The organism is Rhizobium sp. BK112 (genome assembly GCF_014193215.1).
GTDB classification, from domain to species: Bacteria; Pseudomonadota; Alphaproteobacteria; order Rhizobiales; family Rhizobiaceae; genus Rhizobium; species Rhizobium anhuiense.
In genome coordinates this window covers 357,509-380,429 of record NZ_JACHYZ010000003.1, presented here as the reverse complement: position 1 = coordinate 380,429, position 22,921 = coordinate 357,509, and the positions used below count along the sequence as shown (strand labels likewise).

27 protein-coding genes and 1 riboswitch are annotated in these 22,921 nt (G+C 62.2%); of the genes, 12 read left to right on the top strand and 15 right to left on the bottom strand.

From position 1 onward, the window contains the following. The first annotated feature begins 27 nt into the window (after positions 1-27). Entirely contained in the window at positions 28-555 is a 528-nt protein-coding gene (locus tag FHT75_RS11245) for a winged helix DNA-binding protein (protein ID WP_063476037.1), read from the top strand. A 55-nt stretch (positions 556-610) separates the two neighbouring features. Here FHT75_RS11245 and FHT75_RS11240 read toward each other — a convergent pair whose 3' ends face one another. Then, positions 611-826, bottom strand: coding sequence for a hypothetical protein (locus FHT75_RS11240; protein ID WP_047612976.1), 216 nt, complete (start codon positions 824-826; stop codon positions 611-613). Between the two features lie 127 nt (positions 827-953). Here FHT75_RS11240 and FHT75_RS11235 point away from each other — a divergent pair, with 127 nt between their 5' ends. Both FHT75_RS11235 and FHT75_RS11230 read left to right on the top strand, forming a co-directional pair. Then, entirely contained in the window at positions 954-1,577 is a 624-nt protein-coding gene (locus FHT75_RS11235; RefSeq protein ID WP_097630753.1) for a TetR/AcrR family transcriptional regulator, read from the top strand. A 134-nt stretch (positions 1,578-1,711) separates the two neighbouring features. Continuing rightward, the gene (locus tag FHT75_RS11230) at positions 1,712-1,900 is read left to right on the top strand and encodes a hypothetical protein (protein WP_047612978.1); all 189 of its coding nucleotides are present in this window, start codon (positions 1,712-1,714) and stop codon (positions 1,898-1,900) included. Here FHT75_RS11230 and FHT75_RS11225 read toward each other — a convergent pair. Continuing rightward, positions 1,897-2,331 carry a DUF1810 domain-containing protein gene (locus FHT75_RS11225; RefSeq protein WP_097630752.1) on the bottom strand — a complete coding sequence of 145 codons (435 nt, stop codon included), beginning with the start codon at positions 2,329-2,331 and terminating at the stop codon, positions 1,897-1,899. The two genes, FHT75_RS11230 and FHT75_RS11225, sit on opposite strands and share 4 nt — an antisense overlap. Positions 2,332-2,398: 67 nt before the next feature. After that, positions 2,399-2,677 (bottom strand): hypothetical protein, encoded by a 279-nt coding sequence (locus FHT75_RS11220; protein ID WP_052213315.1) that lies wholly within the window; start codon positions 2,675-2,677, stop codon positions 2,399-2,401. A gap of 273 nt (positions 2,678-2,950) precedes the next feature. Between FHT75_RS11220 and FHT75_RS11215 the strand changes: the two genes are divergently transcribed. Together FHT75_RS11215 and FHT75_RS11210 are read left to right on the top strand one after the other, a co-directional pair. After that, complete coding sequence (locus FHT75_RS11215) at positions 2,951-4,321, top strand: amidase (protein WP_097630751.1); 1,371 nt, start codon at positions 2,951-2,953, stop codon at positions 4,319-4,321. Between the two features lie 65 nt (positions 4,322-4,386). Beyond that, the gene (locus tag FHT75_RS11210; protein ID WP_097622738.1) at positions 4,387-5,247 is read left to right on the top strand and encodes a sugar phosphate isomerase/epimerase family protein; all 861 of its coding nucleotides are present in this window, start codon (positions 4,387-4,389) and stop codon (positions 5,245-5,247) included. Between the two features lie 15 nt (positions 5,248-5,262). On the opposite strand, the gene betC is transcribed toward FHT75_RS11210, so the two are convergent. Beyond that, the gene (betC, locus tag FHT75_RS11205; protein ID WP_097630750.1) at positions 5,263-6,777 is read right to left on the bottom strand and encodes a choline-sulfatase; all 1,515 of its coding nucleotides are present in this window, start codon (positions 6,775-6,777) and stop codon (positions 5,263-5,265) included. A 95-nt stretch (positions 6,778-6,872) separates the two neighbouring features. Between betC and FHT75_RS11200 the strand changes: the two genes are divergently transcribed. From FHT75_RS11200 to FHT75_RS11190, 3 genes are all read left to right on the top strand, one after another. After that, positions 6,873-7,775 carry a choline sulfate utilization transcriptional regulator gene (locus FHT75_RS11200; RefSeq protein ID WP_097630749.1) on the top strand — a complete coding sequence of 301 codons (903 nt, stop codon included), beginning with the start codon at positions 6,873-6,875 and terminating at the stop codon, positions 7,773-7,775. Positions 7,776-7,870: 95 nt separating this feature from the next. Next, positions 7,871-8,074 carry a hypothetical protein gene (locus FHT75_RS11195; protein ID WP_047613481.1) on the top strand — a complete coding sequence of 68 codons (204 nt, stop codon included), beginning with the start codon at positions 7,871-7,873 and terminating at the stop codon, positions 8,072-8,074. A gap of 100 nt (positions 8,075-8,174) precedes the next feature. After that, complete coding sequence (locus FHT75_RS11190) at positions 8,175-8,966, top strand: HpcH/HpaI aldolase family protein (protein WP_097622741.1); 792 nt, start codon at positions 8,175-8,177, stop codon at positions 8,964-8,966. 3 nt (positions 8,967-8,969) lie between these two features. On the opposite strand, the gene FHT75_RS11185 is transcribed toward FHT75_RS11190, so the two are convergent. The 11 genes from FHT75_RS11185 to thiM form a co-directional block, all read right to left on the bottom strand. Next, positions 8,970-9,650, bottom strand: coding sequence for a spermidine synthase (locus FHT75_RS11185; protein WP_097622742.1), 681 nt, complete (start codon positions 9,648-9,650; stop codon positions 8,970-8,972). A 71-nt stretch (positions 9,651-9,721) separates the two neighbouring features. Beyond that, complete coding sequence (locus FHT75_RS11180) at positions 9,722-10,621, bottom strand: ABC transporter ATP-binding protein (RefSeq protein ID WP_047614919.1); 900 nt, start codon at positions 10,619-10,621, stop codon at positions 9,722-9,724. After that, positions 10,618-11,421: an ABC transporter ATP-binding protein gene (locus FHT75_RS11175; protein ID WP_047614920.1), complete on the bottom strand. Its 804-nt coding sequence runs from the start codon at positions 11,419-11,421 to the stop codon at positions 10,618-10,620. Before FHT75_RS11175 ends, FHT75_RS11180 begins: the two co-directional genes overlap by 4 nt. Further along, entirely contained in the window at positions 11,418-12,296 is an 879-nt protein-coding gene (locus FHT75_RS11170; protein WP_183844810.1) for an ABC transporter permease, read from the bottom strand. The genes FHT75_RS11175 and FHT75_RS11170 overlap by 4 nt, the downstream gene beginning before the upstream one ends. A gap of 1 nt (position 12,297) precedes the next feature. Further along, a complete protein-coding gene (locus tag FHT75_RS11165) occupies positions 12,298-13,275 on the bottom strand; it encodes an ABC transporter permease (RefSeq protein ID WP_097630747.1) in 978 nt (325 codons plus the stop codon). Positions 13,276-13,333: 58 nt separating this feature from the next. Further along, a complete protein-coding gene (locus FHT75_RS11160) occupies positions 13,334-14,980 on the bottom strand; it encodes an ABC transporter substrate-binding protein (RefSeq protein WP_063476046.1) in 1,647 nt (548 codons plus the stop codon). A 43-nt stretch (positions 14,981-15,023) separates the two neighbouring features. Beyond that, entirely contained in the window at positions 15,024-16,046 is a 1,023-nt protein-coding gene (locus FHT75_RS11155) for a glycoside hydrolase family 3 N-terminal domain-containing protein (RefSeq protein ID WP_097630746.1), read from the bottom strand. A gap of 24 nt (positions 16,047-16,070) precedes the next feature. Then, positions 16,071-16,550, bottom strand: a complete 480-nt coding sequence (locus FHT75_RS11150) for a GNAT family N-acetyltransferase (RefSeq protein ID WP_097630745.1) — start codon at positions 16,548-16,550, stop codon at positions 16,071-16,073. Between the two features lie 217 nt (positions 16,551-16,767). Beyond that, a complete protein-coding gene (thiD, locus tag FHT75_RS11145; RefSeq protein ID WP_097630744.1) occupies positions 16,768-17,577 on the bottom strand; it encodes a bifunctional hydroxymethylpyrimidine kinase/phosphomethylpyrimidine kinase in 810 nt (269 codons plus the stop codon). After that, on the bottom strand, positions 17,574-18,209 hold the full coding sequence (gene thiE, locus FHT75_RS11140; RefSeq protein ID WP_097630743.1) for a thiamine phosphate synthase: 636 nt from the start codon (positions 18,207-18,209) through the stop codon (positions 17,574-17,576). The genes thiD and thiE overlap by 4 nt, the downstream gene beginning before the upstream one ends. Then, complete coding sequence (gene thiM, locus FHT75_RS11135) at positions 18,206-19,009, bottom strand: hydroxyethylthiazole kinase (RefSeq protein ID WP_097543437.1); 804 nt, start codon at positions 19,007-19,009, stop codon at positions 18,206-18,208. Before thiM ends, thiE begins: the two co-directional genes overlap by 4 nt. A gap of 50 nt (positions 19,010-19,059) precedes the next feature. Beyond that, positions 19,060-19,156: riboswitch (TPP riboswitch) on the bottom strand. A 72-nt stretch (positions 19,157-19,228) separates the two neighbouring features. Between thiM and FHT75_RS11130 the strand changes: the two genes are divergently transcribed. The 4 genes from FHT75_RS11130 to FHT75_RS11115 all read left to right on the top strand — a co-directional run bounded on the left by FHT75_RS11130 (position 19,229) and on the right by FHT75_RS11115 (position 22,836). Beyond that, positions 19,229-19,606 carry a hypothetical protein gene (locus FHT75_RS11130; protein ID WP_179869505.1) on the top strand — a complete coding sequence of 126 codons (378 nt, stop codon included), beginning with the start codon at positions 19,229-19,231 and terminating at the stop codon, positions 19,604-19,606. 255 nt (positions 19,607-19,861) lie between these two features. Continuing rightward, entirely contained in the window at positions 19,862-20,500 is a 639-nt protein-coding gene (locus FHT75_RS11125) for an invasion associated locus B family protein (RefSeq protein WP_097622751.1), read from the top strand. Positions 20,501-20,512: 12 nt separating this feature from the next. Continuing rightward, a complete protein-coding gene (locus FHT75_RS11120; RefSeq protein WP_097622752.1) occupies positions 20,513-22,234 on the top strand; it encodes a ShlB/FhaC/HecB family hemolysin secretion/activation protein in 1,722 nt (573 codons plus the stop codon). Positions 22,235-22,281: 47 nt separating this feature from the next. After that, positions 22,282-22,836 carry a hypothetical protein gene (locus FHT75_RS11115; RefSeq protein ID WP_097630788.1) on the top strand — a complete coding sequence of 185 codons (555 nt, stop codon included), beginning with the start codon at positions 22,282-22,284 and terminating at the stop codon, positions 22,834-22,836. Positions 22,837-22,921: the final 85 nt, after the last annotated feature.

Sequence of the window (22,921 nt, the reverse complement as noted above, 5' to 3'; positions counted from 1 at the left end):
TCCCTCTTGGATCATGGAGGGATGCGCATGTCGGATGGACACGGACGACAGGAAATCGGACCGATCGTCTCCTCAGCCCATCTCGCCGATGGCGCGCTTCCGGCCCTTTCGGAGCTCGAGTTCGGCCTTATCCTCGCCGGCAACGCCTTCGACCGCTGGATGGTACGCTGCATGACGGCCGCGGGCGAGCCCGGATGCGCCGCGATCGACGTGCTGGTGCTGCATTCGGTGGCTCACCGGCAACGGCCGAAGCGGCTCGGCGATCTCTGCAGCGTGCTCGGTGTCGAGGATACGCATCTGGTGATTTATGCAATCAAGAAGCTGGAAAAGCGCGGCCTGGTGACAAGCACCCGGGCGGGCAAGGAGAAGCTGGTTGCCGCTACCGGAAAGGGCGTTGAAACCTGCCTGAAATACCGGGCGGTGCGGGAGGCGCTGCTGGTGGAATCGGTCAAGGGGCTCGGCCTCGATGCCGCAGCGACATCGGCGGTGGCCGCCACGCTCCGGGCGCTGTCGGGCCATTACGATCAAGCGGCAAGGGCCGCCGCCTCTTTCTGACGGCAGCCCTTGACGGGGGCAGGGAGAGATCCCCCGAAATTTTCAGGCGGCGTGTTCAGCCGAAGCAGGGCATTGCCGGCAGATTGGCGCGGCTTGCAAGCGCTCCGATCACGTTGCCCACCGAAGTCGGCCGCGGTTCGCGTTTGCCGGCGGCCGTCTCCAGGAGCTGCTTGAAGTCTTCAAGCTTCACGCCGTCGGCGCGCAACACCATGGCGATCAGGGGGTCGCGAAGAGCTTCGGATATCGTCAGGTCGTCTCTGGTCTTTCTCATGGTTGTCCTCCTTTCGTGGGCGGTCGCCCGTGTTCCACTTGCCGCTGCCATACCCTCGGCATTGACTTTCGCAGTTCGTGGTGTTACCGGTAAGTAACAATGCATTTGTTACCGATCGGTCACATTGATGTCAAGGACTACGTCCGCAAAAAAATCAGAAACTTCGAATGAAATCTCTGTAGTCGTTTCAGAAGATCGCATCCCGCCGCGGGAGCGTATCGTCTCGACCGCCTCGGAGCTTTTCCGCGAGCGCGGCATTCGCGGGATCGGCGTCGATGCCATCGCCGACGCGGCGCTCACCAACAAGATGACGCTCTACCGGCATTTCGGCTCAAAGGACGAGCTCGTCTGCGAAACGCTGCGCCGCGCCTCCGAAAAGGCCGGCGCCATCTGGCACGATCTGGAAGCGGCCTATCCCGGCAATCCGCGCGCCCAGCTCTACGCCTGGGTGGAGACGCGGGCGCAATGTCTGAACGGCGAGCCTGCCGGCTGCGATCTCGCCAATGCTGCCATCGAGCTGAAGGGCGAGGGCCATCCCGCCCACGAGATGATCGAGCGGCACAAGGCCGAACAGCGTGATCGCCTGGCCGCGCTCTGTTCGGCGGCCGGTGCGCGCGAACCCGAGCTTCTTGCCGATACGTTGACACTGCTGCTCGAGGGTGCGCGCGTCACGCGCCAAGCCATGGGCACTGCCAACTGCTGCGGTCATTTCGCCAAGGCCTGCAACGCAGCGATTGCCTCTTTCGCCTGACCGCCACTCTAAAGCGCCGCGCGTCTTTTCAGACGCGCGAAGGACACGCGTAGCATTTTGAACCATGCAGTCGGGGAACCTTACCGCTTCCGTGTCGTTTTTCCATCACCGGAGGGCAATGTGGAGGCAGGGAGATGAACTACGTCTATCTCAAGCGCCTATATGCCAAACGCGCCGAGCTCGAAGCCAAGCTGGAGCTTCATGATGCGCGCTATTGTTTCGGCGAGGAAGAAGTCGATGATGGCACTGACAGCGATCTGCGTCAGCGGTTGAGCGAGATCTCCGAGGAAATTGCGACGCTGGAGAGCAGGCCGGGCGGCTAATCCGCGCCAAGGATCTCCGTCGTCCGCTCGTCGAATTTTCCCTGATAGAAATGCTCGATCACCCGGTGGAAGGGCGACCCATGGTCGCTGATGGCGGCAAACAAGGTCATCGAGGAGCGGAGCTTGAGGTCGTCCGGCGAGCCCAGGATTTCATGCGCTGATCGGCCGTCAACCGACAAGATCGCCTCGACACAGCGCAACAGCCGGCTTGAGAGAATGGGATCGGCGAGATAGGCGGTGGCTTCCTCAGCCGAACGGATCGCATATTTTTCGGCCATTGCAGAGGTGCCGAGACCGGCGATCTGCGGAAAAATAAACCACATCCAATGGGAGGTCTTGCGCCCGGCCTTCAGTTCCGACAGCGCCTGTTCATAGACGCCGTTCTGGGCATCGATGAAGCGGTCGAAGTCGTAGTCGATGTCACCGGCCATGGTCCCTTTTCCTGCTGTCAACGCAGCCTGGGCCAAGGTCTCCATGCCCGGCGAGCTAGCTTTCCTGTTAGCAGACCCTTTCAGCGTAGGGGCTGCTGTCACGGCAATGGCCGTAAGCCGGATGATGCGGCGTGTTATCATCTGATGTGGCGGCAATGGCTGATGTCGTCATCGGGTCCGTACCACCGGAAGAATATGCGGCGAAGCCCGCAAAGCTCAAGAGAACCAAGGCTCCGACCACGACGATGCGCTCGAAGGGCGAAAGTTTCTGGGCGCTGACATGGTCTACATAGTCGCGCTCGCCCAAGCCGGTGGTTTCATCCTCTTTCGCATGGAGGGTCACCATATCCTGGCGACGGCTCAAAGTTTCACAATCTGTCATTTTAATTACTCCTGCAACACATGCGCAGCCGGCCTCTCAAGAGTAAGCTCTCGCCCTCATGCCGAAGCGGCTTCGCATGCGTGCAGCATGTGTGTCTTCGATCGTGGCAATTGAAGGGGCGATATGCAAACTCAGTGTTCAAAAAATCGCACTAATAAACGCAAAATATCGTGAAGCTCTGGCCCGTCGGAATGATCCGGGGTAGTTCAGAGGGTCATCTTTTTTCTGGATCGTCTCATGAGCAAATCCTTCGGCGCGATGTCGGTCGCCCAGCTTTCTCTCCTCATTCAAGGCGGTGCGGCCGATCCGCTTGAAGTGGCCGAGACGGTCTTCGATTCCATCGCGCATTATGCCGACAAGGCTGTCTTCACCGCGCTTACCGAAAGCCGGGCGATGGAGGAGGCGCGCGCCGCCTCGAACCGTCTGCGGGAAGGGCGCTCGCTGGGATTGTTGGACGGAATTCCGATCGCCTGGAAAGATCTTTTCGACATGGAGGGCGTGCCGACGACAGCCGGTTCCGTCGTCCTGGCGGCGGACGCGCCCGCCAAGCGCGATGCGGCCGTCGTCGGTTTGCTCAGGCACGCGGGCATGGTCGCCGTTGGGCGCACCAATATGAGCGAATTTGCCTTTTCCGGCCTCGGAATCAATCCGCATTACGGCACGCCGGTTAATCCGCGTGGCACCGATCTCCCGCGCATTCCCGGCGGCTCCTCCTCCGGCGCCGGCGTCGCCGTCGCGGCCGGGTTGGTGCCGGTCGCCATGGGCACCGATACCGGCGGCTCGGTGCGCATCCCCGCCGCCTTCAACGGTATCGTCGGCTACAAGGCGACACGCGGCCGCCATGCGATGGCAGGCGTCTATCCGCTGGCAAAGAGCCTGGATTCGCTGGGGCCGCTCTGCCGCAGCGTCAGGGATGCGGTCTGGATCGATGCGGCGATGCGTGGATTGACGGCGCCGGCGGTCATTGAACGCCCCTTGCAGGAGCTGGAACTGATCGTGCCTGAGAATGTCGTCTTCGACGGAGCCGAACCCGGCGTCGTCGCTGCGTTCGAGGCGGCTCTGGAACGTCTCCAAAAGGCCGGCGCCCATGTCGCCCGCACTGTCATCCCCGCCTTCAACGAGATCTTCGATCTGATGACGAGATACGGTCCGCTGGTGACGGCGGAGGCTTTTGCACTTCACCGCGAACGCTTGGACGGACCGGATGCGGACAGAATGGATCACCGTGTCGTCATGCGCACGCGGCTCGGAAGCAAGACGACGCTGCCCGATTACCTCCGAATTCTCGAGGCGCGCAGCCGCCTGATCGCCGATGTCGAGCGGCTTGTCGGCGACCGGCTGATTGCCTTTCCCACCGTTGCCCATGTCGCGCCGCCGATCGGACCGCTGGAGCAGGATGACGAGCTGTTCTTCGCAACGAACAACAAGACGCTGCGCAACACCGCACTCGGCAATTTCCTCGACTGGTGCGGCGTTTCCGTTCCCTGCGGCACGGGAGAGGCCGGTATGCCGGTCGGCCTGCTGCTGTCGGCGACCCGCCATCGCGATGAGGCGCTGCTGGGGTTTGCCCTTGCCGCCGAGGCGGTCATCCGCGGCGATTTCGCCTGAATTGCAATTGAACCGCCGGGCTTTTATTGCCATTGATGGCAGGGGGAGATCCTGGAGGAAGACACGTGCAGGTTTTGCAAAACGGACGTTTCGCGGTTTCGACATGGTCGCTGCATCGGCTGCTCGGCGCCGTGCATGCCTATAGCCCCGATCCTGATAAAAGTGCCGCGCCGAAGGAACCCTATGGCCCCGGCGCCGCAGCGCTGATCGACGTGCCGGCGGCACTCTCGGCGCGCGGCATCAACCGGCTGGAGATCTGCTCCTTCCATCTGCCGAGCCTCGATGCTGCCTATATAAGCGAGTTGCGTGATGCGATGGCGGCCTCGAACGTGTTGTTCCAGACGCTGCTTGTCGAGGACGGCGATCCGAGCCATCCCGAGACGGCCGAACGCGACGTCAAATGGATGGCGGAGTGGATCGATATCGCCGCTGCCCTTGGAGCGCAAAGGATGCGCGTCATCGCCGGCAAGCAGAAACCGACGGAGGAAAACCTTGCCCGCGCCGCCCGTCATCTGAACTGGCTGGGCGGAAAGGCAGAAGGCAGCGGCGTGCGCGTCGTCGTCGAGAATTGGTTCGACCTGCTGCCGTCGCCCATCGAGATGAACTGGCTGCTGGACCGGCTGGACGGCAAGGTCGGCCTCAACGGCGACCTCGGCAACTGGGCGGCGCCGGCGAAATATGAAGGCCTGGCCGACATCATGGGCCGGGCGGAAATTTGCCACGCCAAGGCCGATTATGGCGTCACCGGCCTCGATGCCGACGATTATCGCAAGTGCCTGGAGATGTGCGAGCGGGCCGGCTACGACGGTCCCTTCACGCTGATCTACGACTCGCCCTTCTTCCCCGATGAATGGGACGGCATTCTGTTGCAAAAGGCGTTCATCGAGGATTTCCTGCGCGAGGTGCCGGCGCGCAGGACGGCTTAATCAGAGGCGTTTCGCTCATTCCTGGCGCGGGAACCTCTGGTTTTCCTCCAGCACGTTGAGATCCATGTGGTTGCGCATATAGCGCTCCGAGGCTTTCTGCAGCGGCTGGTAGTCCCATGGATAATAGGCGCCGTTGCGCAGCGCTGCATAGACCACCCAGCGGCGCGCCTGGCTTTCGCGCACGGCTGCGTCGAAAGCGGCAAGATTCCAGCGGCGCCCGGCCTGTTCGGCAAGCCTTGCCAAGATGTCGGCGTGCGCCGGGTCGGCCGCCAGATTGTCGAGTTCTTGGGGATCGGCCTCGAGGTCAAACAGCATCGGCGGGTCCTTCTCGCAGAGCGAGAGCTTGTACCGTCCGTCCCGAATGCAGACGAGCGGTGCTTCGGAACCCTCCGCGGCATATTCCATCGGCACCGGGCTGCGATTGCCGGTGCCTTCGGCAAGCAATGCCAGATCCTCGCCCTCGGTCCATGGTTTCAACGAAGCGATATCGATCCCAGCGAGACCGGCGAGCGTCGGCGTCACGTCGAGCGTGGAGACGGGCTGATCGATGCGTTTGGGCTTCCAGCCGGGGGCTGCGATCATCAGCGGAACGCGGGCCGATCCTTCGAAGAAGTTCATCTTGAACCAGAGGCCGCGATCCCCGAGCATGTCGCCATGGTCCGAGGCGAAGAGAATGATCGCATTTTCCGCCATGCGGGTCCGTTCCAGGACGCCGAGAATCTCGCCGATCTTGTCATCGACATAGGAGATATTGGCGAAGTAGCCCCGCCTTGCCCGCCTGATTTGCTCATCGCTGATGTCGAAGGCATCGTGGTCACAGGCTTTCATCAGGCGCTGCGAATGCGGGTCTTGCCGCTCGAAGGCAATCGGCGCAACTGCCGGATCAAGGGCCGGGCAATCCTTATAAAGGTCCCAGAATTTGCGGCGCGCGACGTACGGGTCGTGCGGATGGGTGAAGCTGACGGTCAGGCACCAGGGGCGTCCGTCGTGGCCACGCGAGAGATCGAACAGCTTGCGGGCGGCATGGTAGGCGACCTCGTCGTCATACTCCATCTGGTTGGTGATTTCGGCAACACCGGCGCCGGTCACCGAACCGAGATTATGATACCACCAGTCTATGCGTTCGCCGGGCTTGCTATAGTCGGGTGTCCAGCCGAAATCGGCCGGGTAGATGTCCGTCGTCAGGCGCTCCTCGAAGCCATGCAGTTGGTCGGGGCCGACGAAATGCATCTTGCCTGATAGCGCCGTCTGGTATCCGGCAGCGCGCAGATGATGCGCGTAAGTCGGGATGTCGGAGGCGAATTCCGCCGCATTGTCATAGACGCGCGTCCGGCTCGGCAATTGTCCGGACATGAAGGAGGCTCGCGCCGGCGCGCAGAGCGGGCTTGCCGTATAGGTGTTGGTGAAACGCACGGAGCGCTCTGCCAATGATCTCAGATGCGGCGCATGAAGGAAATCCGCGGGGCCATCCGGAAAGAAGGTCCCGTTCAGCTGGTCCACCATCAGGATGAGGATATTCGGACGCGGCATGGAATTCCTCTTTTGCTATTTGAGAAATTTATTCAATCGCTTATTGTTACGGCTGTAAAGACAGCTTTTTTCGATGGGTGACTAAAGGATTTTTTATGTCAGACCGCCCGCCCGAGCTTGGCTGGATGCGCATCTTCGTCGAGGTCGCGACACTCGGGAGCTTTTCGTCGGCGGCAGCACGTATCGGGCTCACGCAACCGGCCGTCAGCTATCAGATGCGGCGGCTGGAAGAGCAATTCGGGGTCGGCCTGTTGCGCCGCCAGCATCGCGGCGTCGAGCTGACCGCGGAGGGCGAGCGGCTTTTCCAGGTCGCTGCCAAGACCGTCGGTGATATCGATGCGCTGGCGCGCAGCTTCCGCACCGAGGCTCAAAGACCGGTCGTCAGGCTGAGAACAGACTATGCTTTTTCAGCCCTTTGGCTGATCCCGCGCATGCATGGCTTTCGCCAGCTTCATCCGGAAACGGATATACAGATCGTCGCGACCCAGCGGCTCGAGCCCGGCTTTGGTGACGACGCAGATGTAGTGGTGGTTTTCGGGACGCGGGCGGAATTCGGCGCCTTCGGATCGCTGCTGTTGCAGGAAAAGGTCGTGCCCGTCTGCACACGAGGATTTCTCGATCGCAACGGCCCGTTCGACGATCCGCAGCAGCTTGCCAAGACGATCCTGATCCACCTCGATTCGCCGATGCCGCCACCCTGGTTCGATTGGCGAAGCTATCTTGCCGAATTCTCCGTCACGCGCGATCTCCATGCCGGCCGCGGGGATATCAGCTTCAACACCTATTCGCTGGTCGTCCAGGCTGCTCTCAGCGAGCAGGGCGTGGCGATCGGCTGGATGGGGCTGGTCGACACGCTTCTCTCCGCGCATATGCTGGTGGAAGCCGGGCCGCCGCTCGAGGCGCCCGACCGCGGTTACTGGCTGATACCGCCGCAATCGGCAAATATTCATAGCGAAAGGCTCAGCACCTGGCTGGTGGATGAAGTCGGCAGGACATGACATTCGGGAATATCGTCGCGTTTGGGAGAGAAGCCTTGTCATCAACGATGCCGGTCGACATTGTGACACTGATTCATAAGAAGGGTTGCCGAAGCATGTGGCGCACAATTGGATATGTCGTGGGATTGCTGATGATCCTCTCGGGGCTGATCTGGGTCGCCCAGGGAAGCGGCTATTTTCCCTATCCGTCATCCAGCTTCATGATCAACCAGAGCATCTGGATTCTCTGGGGAAGCATCACGGCTGCAGCCGGGCTTGCCGTGACAATCATCGTTTCACGGCTGCGCCGGAGAGGATGAGCCGGCAGAACATGCATGGCTTCGAGGAAATTCGACACCGAAGAGCTCCTCGAGGTGAAATATCTGGCCGCTGACGGCCTGTCGAAGTGAGGAGAATGGCATGAGCGCAGCTGAAATCGACGGCTTTGCGGAGCGGATCAGGAGCCACCGGGGCGGCATGATCTCCGCCTGGGTCGGCATTCCCGACGCCACGCTCGTCAATCATCTGGCGCAGGAGGCCTTCGATGCCGTCGTGCTGGATATGCAGCATGGCATGTGGGACATGCCATCGGCGGCGAACGCCGTCGGTCAGGTGCGGCTTGCCGGCAAGCCGGCGCTGGCGCGCATTCCGGTCGGCGATTTTGCTTCCGCCTCGCGCCTGCTCGATGCCGGCGCCTCCGGCATCATCGCGCCGATGATCAATTCGGTCGAAGACGCGCAAGCCCTGGTGCGGACCACGAAATACCCGCCCGCCGGCGAACGCAGCTGGGGACCGTCGCTGGCGCTGAATTATACCGGCCTGTCGGGTGATGATTATCTGAAGAACGCCAACGCGCTCACCGTCGCCATCGCCATGGTCGAGACCCGGGCGGCGCTCGACGCAATCGACGGTATCCTGGGTGTTGCCGGGATCGACGGCATTTTCGTCGGTCCGTCCGATCTTTCGATCGCACTGTCGAACGGCGACCAGGTGGCGCCGAACGCCGCCGAGATCGACAGCGCCATGCAGCATGCGGTTTCGCGCTGCCGCGCTCACGGCAAATTCGCCTGCGCCTATGCCGGCGATGGCGAACGAGCCGGCGAACTGCTGAAATTTGGCTTCGATCTGGTCATTGCCGGTGCGGAGACCACGCAATTGCGCTCCGGCGCCCGCCGGGCCATCAATGCCGCCCGCCGGATTGCTTCCGTTTGAGCGTCATTTCACCGGCTTGACGGCCAGCCAGATGACGTGGCGGGCGCCGCCGCGTTTGCCGTTGGCGCGGGTGTTGACCGCATCGACGGAAAAGCCGCTGTCCTTGAGACGGCGGGTGAAATCCGGGTCGGGGCCGGACGACCAGACGGCGAGCACGCCGCCGGGACGAAGCGCATCGCGGGCGGCGCGAAGGCCGGCGAAATCATAGAGCCGGTCGTTGGATTTGCGGGTCAGGCCATCGGGGCCGTTGTCGACATCGAGCAGGATCGCATCATAGGCAGCCTTGCCGGCGCGGATCGCCTCGCCGACATCGCCCTGATGGATGCCGACGCGCGGATCGTCGAGGCAACCCTGGAAGACCTCCGCCATCGGCCCGCGTGCCCAGGCGACGACGGCCGGTACCAGTTCGGCGACGGTGACACCGGCATCTTCAGGCAGGACGGCGAGGGCGGCGCGCAGGGTGAAACCCATGCCGAGCCCGCCGATCAAAATCCTTGGCTTCGGGTGCGTCTTGATCCGTTCCCAGGAAAGCGTTGCCAGCGCTTCCTCCGAGCCGCTGAGGCGGCTGTTCATCAGCTCGTTGGCGCCGAGCATGATCGAGAACTCGCTGCCGCGCTGTTTCAGCCTGAGTTCCCCGCCTTCGCCGGGAATGGTCGCGGAATCGAGCTGGATCCAGGGCAGCATGACGGCTTCGCCTCATATGAAAGGAACCGTCCCCCTAGCATAGGCCGAGGAGTGAGGCCAGCAAGCTGGCCTTAGATCATCCGCATGAAATGTCCCTGCTCCACTTCGACGGTCTCATCCTGCGGCACGGCCGAACGGCGGCGGATATCCTCCACTTCGTCGGGCCTCAGCCGGGCTTTCGGGTCCTCGAAGCGGACGTCGGGATCGGGCACGGCCGAGAGCAGCAGCCTCGTATAGGGATGCAGCGGATTGTCGATCACCTTGGCGACGCTGCCCCATTCGACGATCTGGCCGGCATACATCACGGCGATGTCCTCGGCGACATAACGGGCGGTGGCGATATCATGGGTGATGTAGAGCAGGCCGAGTTTCATCTCCTGTTTCATCTCGTTCAACAGGTTCAGCACGCCGAGGCGCACGGAGACGTCGAGCATCGAGGTCGGCTCGTCGGCGACGATGACCTCCGGCTTGACGGCGAGCGCGCGGGCGATGTTGACACGCTGGCGCTGGCCGCCGGAAAGCTCGTGCGGATATTTCGGCGCGACGAGATCGGGATCGAGCCTGACGCGCTGCAGCAATTCGCGGACTGTCGCGTCGATCTCAGTTCCCTTGATGTCAGGACGATGCAGCTTCAGCGGCCGCCGGAGATGATGGGCGATGGTATGGGCCGGGTTCAGCGAGGCGAAGGGGTCCTGGAAGATCATCTGCACCGAACGGCGGTAGCGGGCGATCTCGGCGGATTTCGCCGCCTCGACCGGCCGGCCCTTGTAGAGGATCCGGCCGGATGTCGGCAGATATTCGCGCATCGCCATGCGGGCGCAGGTGGTCTTGCCGCTGCCGGATTCGCCGACGAGTGCCAATGCGCGGCCGGCATGCAGGGAAAACGAGATGGCGCGTGCCGCATGCACGGCCCCGGAGCCATGGCCGAAGGTCTTGCTCACCTGATCGAGTGCGAGAATGGCATCCGTCATAACAGCACTCCTCCATGCAGCGACGGGAAGGAGGCCCAGAGCTTTTTCGTGTAGTCATGCCTGGGCGTCCTGTAGATCGCCTCGGCCGTGTTCTGCTCCACCAGCCGGCCTGACAGCATGATGCCGATGCGGTCGCAGAACTGCACCATCAGCCCGAGATCATGGGTGATGAACAGCACGGAAAAGCCGAAGCGGCGGCGCAGTTCGTTGATGCGCTGCAGGATCTCGCGTTGGACGACGACGTCGAGCGCCGTCGTCGGCTCGTCCATGACGACGAGTTTCGGATCGAGCGCCATGCAGATGGCGATGACGATGCGCTGGCGCATGCCGCCGGAGAATTGGTGCGGATAGTCGCGCATGCGGTCCGGCGCGATGTCGACGAGCGTCAGCATCTCGGCGGTACGCTCGCGGGCCGCCGCACGGCTCATGCCTTTGTGGGTGCGCAGCATGTCATAGAACTGCGCCTCGATGCGCAGCACCGGGTTCAGCGAGTTCATGGCGCTCTGGAAGACCATGGCGACATCGCGCCAGCGGAAGGCGCTGAGCGCCTGCCGGTCGAGGCCGAGCACATCGCGGCCGTCGAGCAGGATGCGGCTCTCCTTGCGGATCAGCGCCGGCGGCTTGTGCAGGCGGCTGATGGCAAAAGCGATGGTGCTCTTGCCGCAGCCGGATTCGCCGGCAAGGCCGAACACCTCGCCGGGCGCGACGTCGAAGCTGACATCGTTGACGGCGCGGAAATCCTTCTCCTCGCCGATATAGTCGATGGTGAGGTTCCTCACCGAAAGCAGCGGCTGCGTCACAGGCGGCCCTCCCCGGAACGAACGAGCAGGGACCAGCGCTTCAGGTGATTGCCGGTGCGCAGTCGCGGATTGGCGATCTCGTCGACGGCGAAGTTCAACAGCGACATGCCGATGCCAAGGAAGGCGAGCGCGAAGCAGGGGGTGAGAATATCCCACCAGGCGCCGACCGAAAGGGCTGAAGCCTTCTGCGCATTATAGAGCATCGTGCCCCAGGAGATGGCTCGGGGATCGCCGAGGCCGAGGAACTCCAGTGTCGCCTCGGTGATGATTGCGAAGATGACGCTGCCGATGAAATTGATGCCGACGATTGAAATCACGTTGGGGAAGATCTCGAATGTCATGATGCGCCATTGCGGCTCACCCATCATCTCGGCCGATTTGACGAAATCCTTCTGCTTGACGGAGAGCGTTTCGGCGCGGGTGACGCGGGCGCCCCAGGCCCAGGAGGTGGCGCCGAGGATAAGGGCGATGACGAGGGGGCTTGCCTGGCCGATGAAGGCGGCGAGCACCAAGAGCAGCGGCAGGTTGGGCACGACCAGCACCATGTTGGTGAAGAAGCTGATGATCTCGTCGGTCCTGCCGCCGCGATAGCCGGAGATGATGCCGAGCGCGGTGCCGACGAGGGTGATCAGCAGGCCGGCGCCGAAGCCGACAGCAAGCGAAGTACGGGCGCCGTAGATCAGCCGGGCGAAAACATCCTGGCCGATGCGGGTCGTGCCGAGGATGTGGTCGAGCGACGGCGGCTGATGCGGCCGGCCGGTGCGGGCGGCGGGATCGTATTGCGTGAGCAGCGGCGCGGCGATCGCGACGATGACGATGAGGGCGATGATGACGAGGCCAACCAGCGCCTTGCGGTTTCGAAGCAGGGTCTTCATCTCATGCTCCCTTTAGCCGCGGGTCGAGCAAGATATAGCTGACGTCGACGATGAAATTGGCAATCAGCATGGTCGCGGTCATGATCAGAAGCTGGCCCTGGATGACGGGATAATCGCGGGCGAGGATTGCTTGGTAGAGAATGTTGCCGAGGCCGGGATAGTTGTAGACGACCTCCGTCACAAGCGAGCCGCCAAGGATGGTGCCGATCGCGATGGCAAGGCTGGAGACGGTTGGCAGCAGGGCGTTGCGCGCCGCGTACCAGAGCATCACATGCCGGTTGGAAAGACCCTTGGCCCGGGCCATGACGATATAGTCCTCACCGAGCAGGTTGATCATGTTGTTGCGCATGGTGACGGTGAAACCGCCGATCAGCACGGTGCAGAGCGTCACCATCGGCAGGATGCCGTGATAGGCGACGCTGCCGATATATTGCAAGCTGAAGGCCGGATCGAGTGAGGGATCGGCGGCATAACCGTTCGGAAACCAGCCGAGCGTGAAGCCGAAAATGAAGAGCACGATCAGCGAGGTGACGACGGCCGGTACCGAGGTGGCGAAGATCGCGCCTACCGAGACGACGACATCGAACCTGCTGCCGCGCCGCCAGGCGGCGACGATGCCGAGGAAGGTGCCGAGCGCGAAGCTGAAAATCGTCGCCGTTCCCATCAGGCCGACGGTCCAGAGGAGGGCATGGCCGAGCACCGACGTCACCGGCAGCGGGAAATATTTGATCGAACGGCCGAGATCGCCGGTGAAGATGCTGCCGAGATAGGTGAGGTACTGCTGCCAGAGCGGACCGTCGACGAAGCCGAAAGTGAGCTTCAGCGCCTGCAGGCTTTCCGGCGGCAATTCGGTGCCGGCGCTGGAGAACATGATCTGCACGGGATCGCCCGGCATCAGCCGGGGCAGGAAGAAATTGATCGTCGCTGCCGCGATGAAGGCTGCCATGTAGAAGACGAGGCGGCGAAGCAGGAAAGCCATGGGAACTCCGTCGTCGCGGAAGCGGCGTTTTCTACGCCGCTTCCGGAGATCATGATGCTTACTTGACCGGCTCGAGAGCGAGCAGGTTCAAGAGGCGTGCCGGATTGGTCCGCGAGATCGACGGATTGACGAAGGGGTTTTCCTTGGTCGACCACCCGGTGAAGCGCTTGGTGTTGTACTGATACCAGTTCGGATTGTTGAACACCGGAATCATCGGCATGTTTTCGGCGACGATGCGCTGCGCCTTGTTCATCGCTTCCTTCTGCTTGGCAAGGTCGGCGGTCTGGGTGAACTCGGTGACGAGTTTCTCGACCTCCGGGTTGAACCAGCGCTGCGCGGTGAAGCGGGTCTTGCCCTTGTCCGAAGCGCTGAAGGCACGCTTGTAAGGATAGTAGGGCGAGGCCGATGCCGGCAGGCTGTTGATCGCCGCATCGAAGGTGCCGTTGATGAGGTTGCCGGTCCAGACGGCTTCCTCAGGCGTTTCGATCTTGGCGTCGATGCCGACTGCCTGCATGCCCTCGACGGCGAGGTTGACGGTGTCGATCCAGTCGGTCCAGGCGCTGGGGACGATGATCGAGAAGGAAATCTTCGTGCCGTCGGGATTGTCGCGGAAGCCGTCGCCGTCCTTATCCTTGTAGCCCGCCTCGTCGAGCAGGGCCTTGGCGGCATCGGCATCATAGGTTGCGAACTTGCCGAAGTCGGCCTTGACGGACGGGTCCGCCCAGCTCTTGTAAAGCTCGCCCATCAGTCCAGGATCTTCGTTCAGCGTCGGATAGCCGTAGCCGGCGACGTCGATCATCGTCTTGCGGTCGAGCGCCATGCTGACAGCCCGGCGGAACTTCAGATCGTTGAAGGCCTTCTTGTTGTTCTCGTTCGCCGTTTCCAAGTTGAAGAGGAAGGCGACCATGCTGCTCGGCGAATACCAATAGTGGAAATGCGCCGGATCCTTGGAGACATAGACATTGTCGATATCGGGAATGAAGGAGACACCCCAGTCAAGCGTGCCGTCGGCTGTCGCGGTCAGCATCTGGTTGTTGTCGGCAAGCTGCGGGAAGCGCATGCAATCGACCTTCAGGTGCTCGTTGTCCCAGTAGTTTGGGTTGCGGCACTGGTCGTAGGTCTGGCCGGTAAAGCGCGGCACTTCCGTCAGCGGGCCACTGCCGACCGGGGTTTCGTTGGCGAAGGTGACGGGATCGGCGACATCCTTCCAGACATGTTCCGGGACGATCGGCAATTGCGAGATCTGCTCGGCGGCGAGCGAGCTCGGATTGGCGAGCGTGAAGCGCACCGTCTGGGCGTCGACCGCCTGCACATCGGTGATGAAGGTCCAGATGCTGACGAAGTCGAGCGCCGGGAACTTCTTCAGGTAATCATAGGTGAACTTGACGTCGGCTGCGGTCAGCGGCTTACCGTCAGACCATTTCAGGTTCGGGCGCAGCTTGAACTCGATGCTCTTCAGATCGTCGGAGAGCTTGAAACTTTCGGCCAGGCGATAGACCGGCTTGTTGCTGTCGAAGCGGTTGAAAATAACCAGCGGCTCGTAGATGAAGTCGAGCGTCGACTGGCGCGATGAGGTCTGGTTGAATGGGTTGAAGTTGCGAACCCAGGTCGTCGCCGGTTCGATATTCGCCGTCAGAATCGTCTGCGCCATGGCCGATCCCGAAAGCAGCGTCAGCGCGGCGGCGGCAAGAAGATATTTTTTCATGTTTTATTCCCCTTTTCTTATGCGGTGAGAGTTGACGGGCCGGTCAGGAGACCAGCGCGCTGGCAAACATGTCTTCGACTTCTGCGTGGGCGGCGCGGACATCGACTTTGAGATTGCCGAGGCGCGCCTTGCCGGCGACGATCCGCTTGAGGGCGGCTTCCGTCAGCGGACGGGCGGCCTTGGCGGCAGCTTCGCTTTCCGGAATGTCGCCGTGGCTGTGGAGCGCGATGTCGAAGCCTGCGTCGAGCACCTGTTTGACGCGTTCCGGCAAGGTACCGGAGAGCGACTCCATGAAGATGCAGTCTGATATCAGCACGCCCTCATAGCCCATGTCCTTGCGGATCACGTCGTGCATGATGGGCGAGACGGACGCCGGCAGCTCCGCGTCATAGGCCGAGTAGACGACATGGGCGACCATCGCCCAAGGCGTATCCTTCAGCGCGACGAAGGGTTTGAAATCGGTCGCGGTGAGCGTCTCGCGGCTGGCGTCGACCACCGGCCGCTCCTTGTGGGAGTCGAGCGTCGCACGGCCATGGCCGGGAATGTGCTTGATGACGGGGATATTGCCGGTCTCGAGCAGGCCATCGACCACCTCGCGGCCGAGGGCCGCGATGAAATCGGGATCAGGGCCGAAGGAGCGGGCGCCGATGACCGCGCTCGTCGTCTCGAAGACGAGGTCGAGAACGGGCGAGCAGCCGCTGGAAAGGCCGAGTTCCGTCATCATCGCGCCCATGGCCTGGGAGGAAAGGCGCAGTGCTTTTTTGCCGAGATCGAAATCGCGGCGCGCAAGTTCGGCAAACTGGCCGAAGCTGCGAAAGAGCGGCCAGGGGCCGGCATCGAGATGCTGAACGCGGCCGCCTTCCTGGTCGGTGAAGACAGGTGCGTCGTCGCGGCCGACGGCTTCGCGGAAGCGGGCGATCAGCCGCTTGGTCTGCTCCGGCTCGCGCTGATTGCGCCGGCCGACGAACAGGCCGAGCGGATTGGCGTCGCGAAAAAGGGCGAATTCATCATCCGAAATCGTGGGAGTGGGAAGGCCGACGAAAAGGGCGAGCGGGGTCGAGGACAATTCTGTAGCTCCGGGATCAGATGGTCATTTCGGCGTGCTTCTCAGCATGCCTTCGTAGATGCCCTTGTCGGGGGCGGGGATGATGGTTGCGCCTGCGGTCTTGGCGTAGAAATCGACTGGCCCGGCATCGCCGATGAAGGCATAGGCGTGGCCGAGCGTCTTCATCGTCTGCAGGCAGGCGGAGAAGAGGGCGAGCCCGATACCTTTGCCGCGCGCTTCCGGGTCGACGCCGGTCGGGCCGAAGAAGCCGCGCGCCGTCGTGTCATAGCAGGCAAAGCCGAGCAGCTTGCCGCCGTCGACGGCGATCAGGCAGGCAACCGGCTGGCGGGAGAAGGCGACGGCGACTTCGCTCGCCCAGTTCTCGCTGAACCGTTCGCGAACCCAGCTGATGATAAGATGCAGTTCCGGGGGGAGGGCCGGACGGATGGAGATGCCGACATCATCGGCTTTCCGTTTCAGGTCGGCGAGCTCAGCGGAATACAAGCTCACAAGCAGGTCTGGCACCTGTCACTCCTCCAGTTATTCCTTTATTGCGGAATGTATCCCCTTTTAGTGTTATAGATTTGGCCATCTGACCGGGCTTGTCAACAAGGTTTTTCAGAAGGTCAAAGGGACTGCCCGCACTGCAACTGCGGTTTCAACGCAAAGTAGCTGCGGAACGAAAAAACGGCCCGGGAGGGCCGGGCCGTTTCGATTGGCTGCATCTATGCCGAGCGAGCGCTTATTCGCCGTCTTTCCACAGCGCATGAAAATGCTGCACCGGACCGTGGCCGGAGCCGACGGTGAGGCTTCCGGCTGCCGCGACCGCGCCGGCGAGATATTGCTTTGCGATGGCGACCGCCTCCCGCGCCGAGGCGCCCTTGGCAAGTTCGGCGGCCAGCGCGCTGGAGAGCGTGCAGCCGGTGCCGTGCGTGTTCTTGGTCGGCACGCGCATGGCTTCGAACCAGTGCAGGCCAGCGGCGGTGGCAAGGACGTCAGGACTTTCGTCGCTATCGAGATGGCCGCCCTTGACCAGCACTGCGGCCGGGCCAAACGCCCGCAGATGTTCGGCCTGCGCCGCCATCTCGGCTCGGTTTGTCGCCACCGGCTGGTGCAGCAGTGCGGCCGCTTCCGGCAAGTTCGGGGTCAGGAGTGTCGCAAGCGGCAGCAGCCGGCGGGTCAGCACGTCGACCGCCTCAGGCGCGAGCAAGGCGGCGCCACCCTTGGCGATCATCACCGGGTCGATGACGATCGGAATGTCGCGGTGGTCAGTCAGTGCACCGGCAACGGCATCGGCGATGCCGGCATTGGCGATCATGCCGATCTTGACGGCATCGACGCGCACATCGGCAAAGACGGCATTGATCTGGTCGGCGACGAATTGCGGCGGCACCAGATGCACGCCGCTGACGCCTTGGGTGTTCTGCGCCGTCAGCGCGGTCAGCACCGCCATGCCGTAGACGCCGCGGGCGGAAAAGGCCTTGAGATCGGCCTGGATGCCGGCGCCGCCCGAGGGATCGGAGCCGGCGATGGAGAGAACGTTGCGGATCATGCGCGGGCCTTTCGAATTTCTGCGGCGATGCGGCGCGTGGCCGCTTCGGGATCCGGCGTACCGCAGATGGCGGAGACGACGGCAAGGCCCTTGGCGCCCGCAGCAAATACTTGGGCGACATGATCCGCCTTGAGGCCGCCGATCGCAACCGACGGCACCGGCGAGGCCTTTACCAGCGTGGCAAGACCGTCAAAACCGATCGGCTGCTTGTGATCGGCCTTGGTCGGCGTCGCAAACACCGGCCCGACGCCGGTATAATCGACCAGATCCGGATCGACGGCGGCGGCAAGCGCCGCGGTCTCGACCGAGAGGCCAAGGATCATGGCAGGGCCGATCATCGTCCGCGCCGTGCGCGCGTCCATATCCTCCTGGCCGATATGCAGACCGTCGGCGCCGATGGCGATTGCCGCCTCGACATCGTCGTTGACGACGAGCAGGGCGCCGGTCCCGACAAGCGCCTGTTTCAAGGCGCGACCGGTCTCGATCATCCCGGCGGTGCCGGCATGTTTGTCACGCAGTTGCACCATCGTCGCGCCGCCGGCAACGGCAAGGCGCGCCGTTTCCACCATGCCGATCCCCGCGCAGAGATCGGGGTCGAGGACGAGATAGAGCGAAAGGTCGAAAGCCTTCATGCCGCCGATATCCTCGCCCTGGCGTCAAGCGTTTCGGCGTCGAGCGCTGCCAGCGCATCGAGGAAGCGCCAGGAGAAGGAGCCGGGGCCGGCGGCGCCGAGTGTCGCGTCTTCGCCGGCGATGGCGAAGGTCGAAAGGGCGGCGACCGTGGCGCCGAAAATGTCCTCGGGCGCCGTTGCCGCAAAGGCGCCGACGAGGCAGGTGAGCGAGCAGCCGAGCGCGGTGACTTGCGGCATCAAGGCCGATCCGCCTTCGATGCGCACGGCCCGCTCGCCGTCGGTGACGAAATCCACGGCGCCGGTCACGGCGACGACCGCCCGCTGACGCTCGGCGAGCCATCGCGCCGAACCTTCCGCCTGCTCGACCGGGTCGCGGCTGTCGACGCCCTGGCCGCGGCTCTCTCCACCGGCCAGCGCGATGATTTCGGAAGCGTTGCCGCGGATGATGGTCGGATGCAGCGCCAGGAGATCGGCGACGGCGTTGCGGCGGAAGGCCGTTGCATAATGGGCGACCGGGTCGAGCACCCAGGGCTTGCCGGCCGAGGCCGCCGTCTTCGCCGCCGCCTGCATGCCGTCGATCCATTGCGTCGACAGCGTGCCGATATTGATGGTCAGCGCACTGGCGATCCCGGCGAATTCGCCGGCTTCTTCCGCGGCATGCACCATGGCGGGCGAGGCGCCCGCGGCAAGCAGAACATTTGCGGCGATGTTCATGGCGACGTAATTGGTGATGCACTGAACGAGCGGCGGCTTCTCGCGCATCGCCTTCAGCATCGCTCCGGGTGTGGTCTTGGTCTGCATATGGCCCCTTTCAGGCGGGGGCGGCCACGGGGCGGTTCGTGCGGGCGATGCCGCGACCCCGAGCGACTCCCTCCGCCGGCATTATCCGGTTCAGGTTCGAAGGGTGCTTCTCAGCCCGTCTGTCGACGAACGCCCCTGTCTCTCATCGCGTTTCTTTTCGCAGAGAACGGGGCTGATGTCACCTCGAAAATGACAATCATGCGACCGACGCGGCGCGCGATGGCTATGGATGATTTATGGGTCGGGATCGCCTTTCATGAAGGACGAGAGATCGCCGCCGATTCGGGTCTTGACCAGGTTTTCCCGAAAGTCGTCTGCCGGTTCTCTTCCGGGTTGGCCGAGTCCTTGCCTTTTCGCCATGCGGCTATCCTCTCCTTTTTCAAAAGGAATAACCGCAGCAACCGTGGGTGCAATCAATTTCTAAAATACATCTTCGTCTTTGTGAGGGGTTGGCTGCCAGCATTGGTGAGGGTGCTGATGCGGGAAAGCAGTCTTTTCTTTGAAAGAATGAAGTTCATCTTCCCAAGACTTTTCTGCATTTGGAATAGCGCGAAGTTATTCATCCTATCCGTTCATCGATGGAATTTTTCAATGTAGCCGAGCACGAGAACAGCTTCGCGTAAGTTGCGTGTCGTCTCATCGCCTCGCCATTCAGTTTTATTCCGGCTGTCGAGATTTGGTGGCGATTTCGTTGCGGTAAGCCTCTCCCAGGGCGTGGAATCAAACTCCCAGAACGCGAAGTAAATATCTAACGGAAACTTTACCGTGCTGACACGCTTAGGTTGACCAAACGATGGATTGTAGCGATATGACTTTACACGCCAATAAAATCTTCCTGAAGTTGTATTTTCAATGAGAAAATTTTTGAAAGCCGATATGAAGTGGGGCCTCCAGACAGTCGCCTCCGTTCTGATATTCATCGCTTGGGCGAATCCTTCTTTTTCGCAATCTGCTGTTCCTGCCGATCAGGGAGCGGGGCAGGTGCAGGCGCCGCCGATAAAATCCCAGAAATTCGACGACTGGTATTATCGCTGCTCGGGTTCTGAAGGCACCGAGGCCTGCGAAGTCGCCCAGATCGCGCAAGTCGCCAAAGATGGCGAGAACGTCAATGTCCTGACGCTGGCGATCGCAGCTGCGCCGGCCGGGTCCCAAGGCAAGGGCGAGAAGGGCGGGGGCGAGAAGGGCAAGGGCGAGAAAGGCAAGCCGGGGCTGACGCTGACCGCTCTGCTGCCGCTCAACGTCTTCCTGCCCTCGGGCCTGTCGATCAAGGCCGACGGCAAGCCCGTTGCGAAACTTGACTACCGCAATTGCAACCAGGCCGGATGCTGGGCGCAGCTGGCGCTGGATACGAAGACGGCGACGGCGCTCAAGAAGGGCTCGACCGCCGAAGGGTTGGTGCGGCTGATGAACGGCCAGGACGTCAATATCCGTTTCTCGCTGAAAGGGCTGCAACCGGCCCTCGACGAACTTCAATCCATTGCCGCGAAGTAGCCGAATTTCAAAATGACCACTGAAATTCGATACTCCCTGGTCGCTGGCGCCGTCCTCGTGATGGGTGTCGCACCCGCTTACGCGCAGTCGCCTGCCGATGATTTCAACCGGCGCCAGGAGCAACAGTCGCAGACGCAGCGGCTGGATGCCCTGCGCCGCGCAACACCGGGCGGCGATGCGGATACGGAAGACGGCTCTTTGCCGGCCAGCCAGGCAAATGCTGCCTGTTTCGACATCACTCGCGTCGAGATCGATGGGGCAAATCTGCTATCGGCGCAGGAGATCGGCAAGGTGACGGCGCCTTACGGCAACCGATGCGTCGGCCTGGCAGAGATCAATGCCGTTCTCAGGGATGTGACGCACCTCTATATCGATCATGGATATGTGACCTCGCGTGCCTACGTGCCGCAGCAGGATATCGCCAAGACCAGGGTCCTCCGGCTGCTCGTCGTCGAAGGCACGCTTTCCGACATCTATCTCAATGGCCAGAAAGTGGCCGGCAACGCGTCGCTGGCGACAGCCTTTCCCGGCCTGATCGGCCGGGTCGTCAATATCCGCGATATCGAGCAGGGCCTCGACCAGATGAACCGGCTGCAAGCCAACGACGCCAAGTCGGCCATGCTGCCCGGCCCGAAGGACGGAACCTCCATCCTGAACATCGAAAACCGCCCAGGCCGCCCCTGGCATGTCTCCTTGGGCAACAACAATATGGGGCAGGAAAGCACCGGTTTTTCCAGGAGTTCGGCATCGCTCGGCTTCGACGATCTGCTTGATATCAACGATCAGTGGTCGTTCTCCTACGAGCATAGCGGTCCGGACTATCCGTGGAGCAACGACGGAAACGGATATGGCAACAGCTATTCCGGCAATGTCAGCGTCCCCTACGGCTATTCGACGGTTTCGCTGAACGGCTCCTGGTACCAGTATGAAAGCACGGTCGAAGGAAATTTCTCATCGCTCGAAACCTCGGGCAATTCAGGGCAGGCGGGACTCGGCCTCGATCGCGTCGTCTTCCGCGACAAGGATTCGATCACGACGGTCCGCAGCAGCCTGACCTACAAGCAGACCAACAACTTTCTGCTCGGCAATCTGATCGAAGTCGGCAGCCGCCGCTATACGGTCGGCGATATCGGCATTTCCCACTCCCGCCGCATGTTCGGCGGCATCTGGGTATTCGACGTCAGTTATGACAAGGGGCTCGGTCTCTTCGATGCCGTGGACCCCGGAGATCCGGGTGCCGGAAATGCAGACCCACGCTTTTCCAAATTCAACGCGACGGTCAGCGTAACGCAGCCATTCCAGGCCGCCGGCCGGCAGTTCGAACTGACCTCGCTGGTCAGCGGTCAATATTCCCCCGACAATCTTCTCGGCGCCGAGCAGATCTCGCTCGGCAGCTACAGCAATGTCCGCGGCACGCGCGAAAGCGTGCTCTTCGGCAATAACGGCATGTTCAGCCACAACGAGATCGTCTGGAGAACGGGGTCCAACCAGGGTGGCGGCGCGGCTGCGAAGGCATTCGGCGAGCTGCGCCCCTATCTCGGCTTCGATTACGGCCACATCTACGCGCAACAGCGCCTCGATATATCAGGCGGCGATCTCGCCAGCTGGACGGCCGGCATCCGCGCTGTCGGCGGCACCCTCAATCTCGACATCGGCTATTCACACCTGGTGACCGGCAGCATCGACAACGGTGCCGACGGCCTGTTCTACGCGAGCACGTCGATGCGCTGGTGACCAACAAATATCTGATTGAATTTATAAGCGAATTCTGGAGCTTCTGTATGCGTATCGTGCGTTTTCTAACCCTTCTCCTTCTGGCAGCGACGCTTGCGTCCTGCGTCACCACCGACCCGCGGCTGGTCTCGGCTCTCAAGCAGACCTCGGTTTCGCAGATCCGGGTCGAGACCGCTCCCGACGTCACGATGGGCGGCTTCTTCAATCGCACGAAGCCGGACCCGCAGCTGCCCGCCGTGGTGCGGACATTGCAGAGCACCATGGCGCGCGACCTGACTGGTCTTCCCGGCGGACCGGTCAAAGGTCGGCTGGTTGTGACACTGCATACGGTCGACGTGTCGAGCAAGGCGGGACGCGTCATCGCCGGAAGCGATAGCTACATCCAGGGAACGGTGCGGCTGGAAGATGCCAAGACCGGCCAGCTGATCGCCGAAGCCCAAAGCATTCGCGGCGACGATAAGGGCGTAAAGGGCGGTGGCGAAATCGGCATCGTCATTGCGATGGCCATTAATGCTGCGCAGTCCCAGGGAGAGGACGCGCTCGCCCAAAGGCTCTCCAATTCCTTCACCCGCAATGTGAAGACCTGGCTCACCCAGAAATAGGCCTGCGATGAGGTTCAGTGCCGCCGCGGTGACGGCGGCACTGAGCAACGATTGATATCGAGACACAAAACCAGTTGTGCGTTTG

What these genes read in the sequence shown, in the direction of transcription:
- FHT75_RS11245 (WP_063476037.1), top strand. Translation starts at nt 28, where the DNA reads ATGTCGGATGGACACGGACGACAGGAAATCGGACCGATCGTCTCCTCA.
- FHT75_RS11240 (WP_047612976.1), bottom strand. Translation starts at nt 826, where the DNA reads ATGAGAAAGACCAGAGACGACCTGACGATATCCGAAGCTCTTCGCGAC.
- FHT75_RS11235 (WP_097630753.1), top strand. Translation starts at nt 954, where the DNA reads ATGTCAAGGACTACGTCCGCAAAAAAATCAGAAACTTCGAATGAAATC.
- FHT75_RS11230 (WP_047612978.1), top strand. Translation starts at nt 1,712, where the DNA reads ATGAACTACGTCTATCTCAAGCGCCTATATGCCAAACGCGCCGAGCTC.
- FHT75_RS11225 (WP_097630752.1), bottom strand. Translation starts at nt 2,331, where the DNA reads ATGGCCGGTGACATCGACTACGACTTCGACCGCTTCATCGATGCCCAG.
- FHT75_RS11220 (WP_052213315.1), bottom strand. Translation starts at nt 2,677, where the DNA reads ATGGTGACCCTCCATGCGAAAGAGGATGAAACCACCGGCTTGGGCGAG.
- FHT75_RS11215 (WP_097630751.1), top strand. Translation starts at nt 2,951, where the DNA reads ATGAGCAAATCCTTCGGCGCGATGTCGGTCGCCCAGCTTTCTCTCCTC.
- betC (WP_097630750.1), bottom strand. Translation starts at nt 6,777, where the DNA reads ATGCCGCGTCCGAATATCCTCATCCTGATGGTGGACCAGCTGAACGGG.
- FHT75_RS11200 (WP_097630749.1), top strand. Translation starts at nt 6,873, where the DNA reads ATGTCAGACCGCCCGCCCGAGCTTGGCTGGATGCGCATCTTCGTCGAG.
- FHT75_RS11195 (WP_047613481.1), top strand. Translation starts at nt 7,871, where the DNA reads ATGTGGCGCACAATTGGATATGTCGTGGGATTGCTGATGATCCTCTCG.
- FHT75_RS11190 (WP_097622741.1), top strand. Translation starts at nt 8,175, where the DNA reads ATGAGCGCAGCTGAAATCGACGGCTTTGCGGAGCGGATCAGGAGCCAC.
- FHT75_RS11185 (WP_097622742.1), bottom strand. Translation starts at nt 9,650, where the DNA reads ATGCTGCCCTGGATCCAGCTCGATTCCGCGACCATTCCCGGCGAAGGC.
- FHT75_RS11180 (WP_047614919.1), bottom strand. Translation starts at nt 10,621, where the DNA reads ATGACGGATGCCATTCTCGCACTCGATCAGGTGAGCAAGACCTTCGGC.
- FHT75_RS11170 (WP_183844810.1), bottom strand. Translation starts at nt 12,296, where the DNA reads ATGAAGACCCTGCTTCGAAACCGCAAGGCGCTGGTTGGCCTCGTCATC.
- FHT75_RS11165 (WP_097630747.1), bottom strand. Translation starts at nt 13,275, where the DNA reads ATGGCTTTCCTGCTTCGCCGCCTCGTCTTCTACATGGCAGCCTTCATC.
- FHT75_RS11160 (WP_063476046.1), bottom strand. Translation starts at nt 14,980, where the DNA reads ATGAAAAAATATCTTCTTGCCGCCGCCGCGCTGACGCTGCTTTCGGGA.
- thiD (WP_097630744.1), bottom strand. Translation starts at nt 17,577, where the DNA reads ATGATCCGCAACGTTCTCTCCATCGCCGGCTCCGATCCCTCGGGCGGC.
- thiE (WP_097630743.1), bottom strand. Translation starts at nt 18,209, where the DNA reads ATGAAGGCTTTCGACCTTTCGCTCTATCTCGTCCTCGACCCCGATCTC.
- thiM (WP_097543437.1), bottom strand. Translation starts at nt 19,009, where the DNA reads ATGCAGACCAAGACCACACCCGGAGCGATGCTGAAGGCGATGCGCGAG.
- FHT75_RS11130 (WP_179869505.1), top strand. Translation starts at nt 19,229, where the DNA reads ATGGCTATGGATGATTTATGGGTCGGGATCGCCTTTCATGAAGGACGA.
- FHT75_RS11125 (WP_097622751.1), top strand. Translation starts at nt 19,862, where the DNA reads ATGAGAAAATTTTTGAAAGCCGATATGAAGTGGGGCCTCCAGACAGTC.
- FHT75_RS11120 (WP_097622752.1), top strand. Translation starts at nt 20,513, where the DNA reads ATGACCACTGAAATTCGATACTCCCTGGTCGCTGGCGCCGTCCTCGTG.
- FHT75_RS11115 (WP_097630788.1), top strand. Translation starts at nt 22,282, where the DNA reads ATGCGTATCGTGCGTTTTCTAACCCTTCTCCTTCTGGCAGCGACGCTT.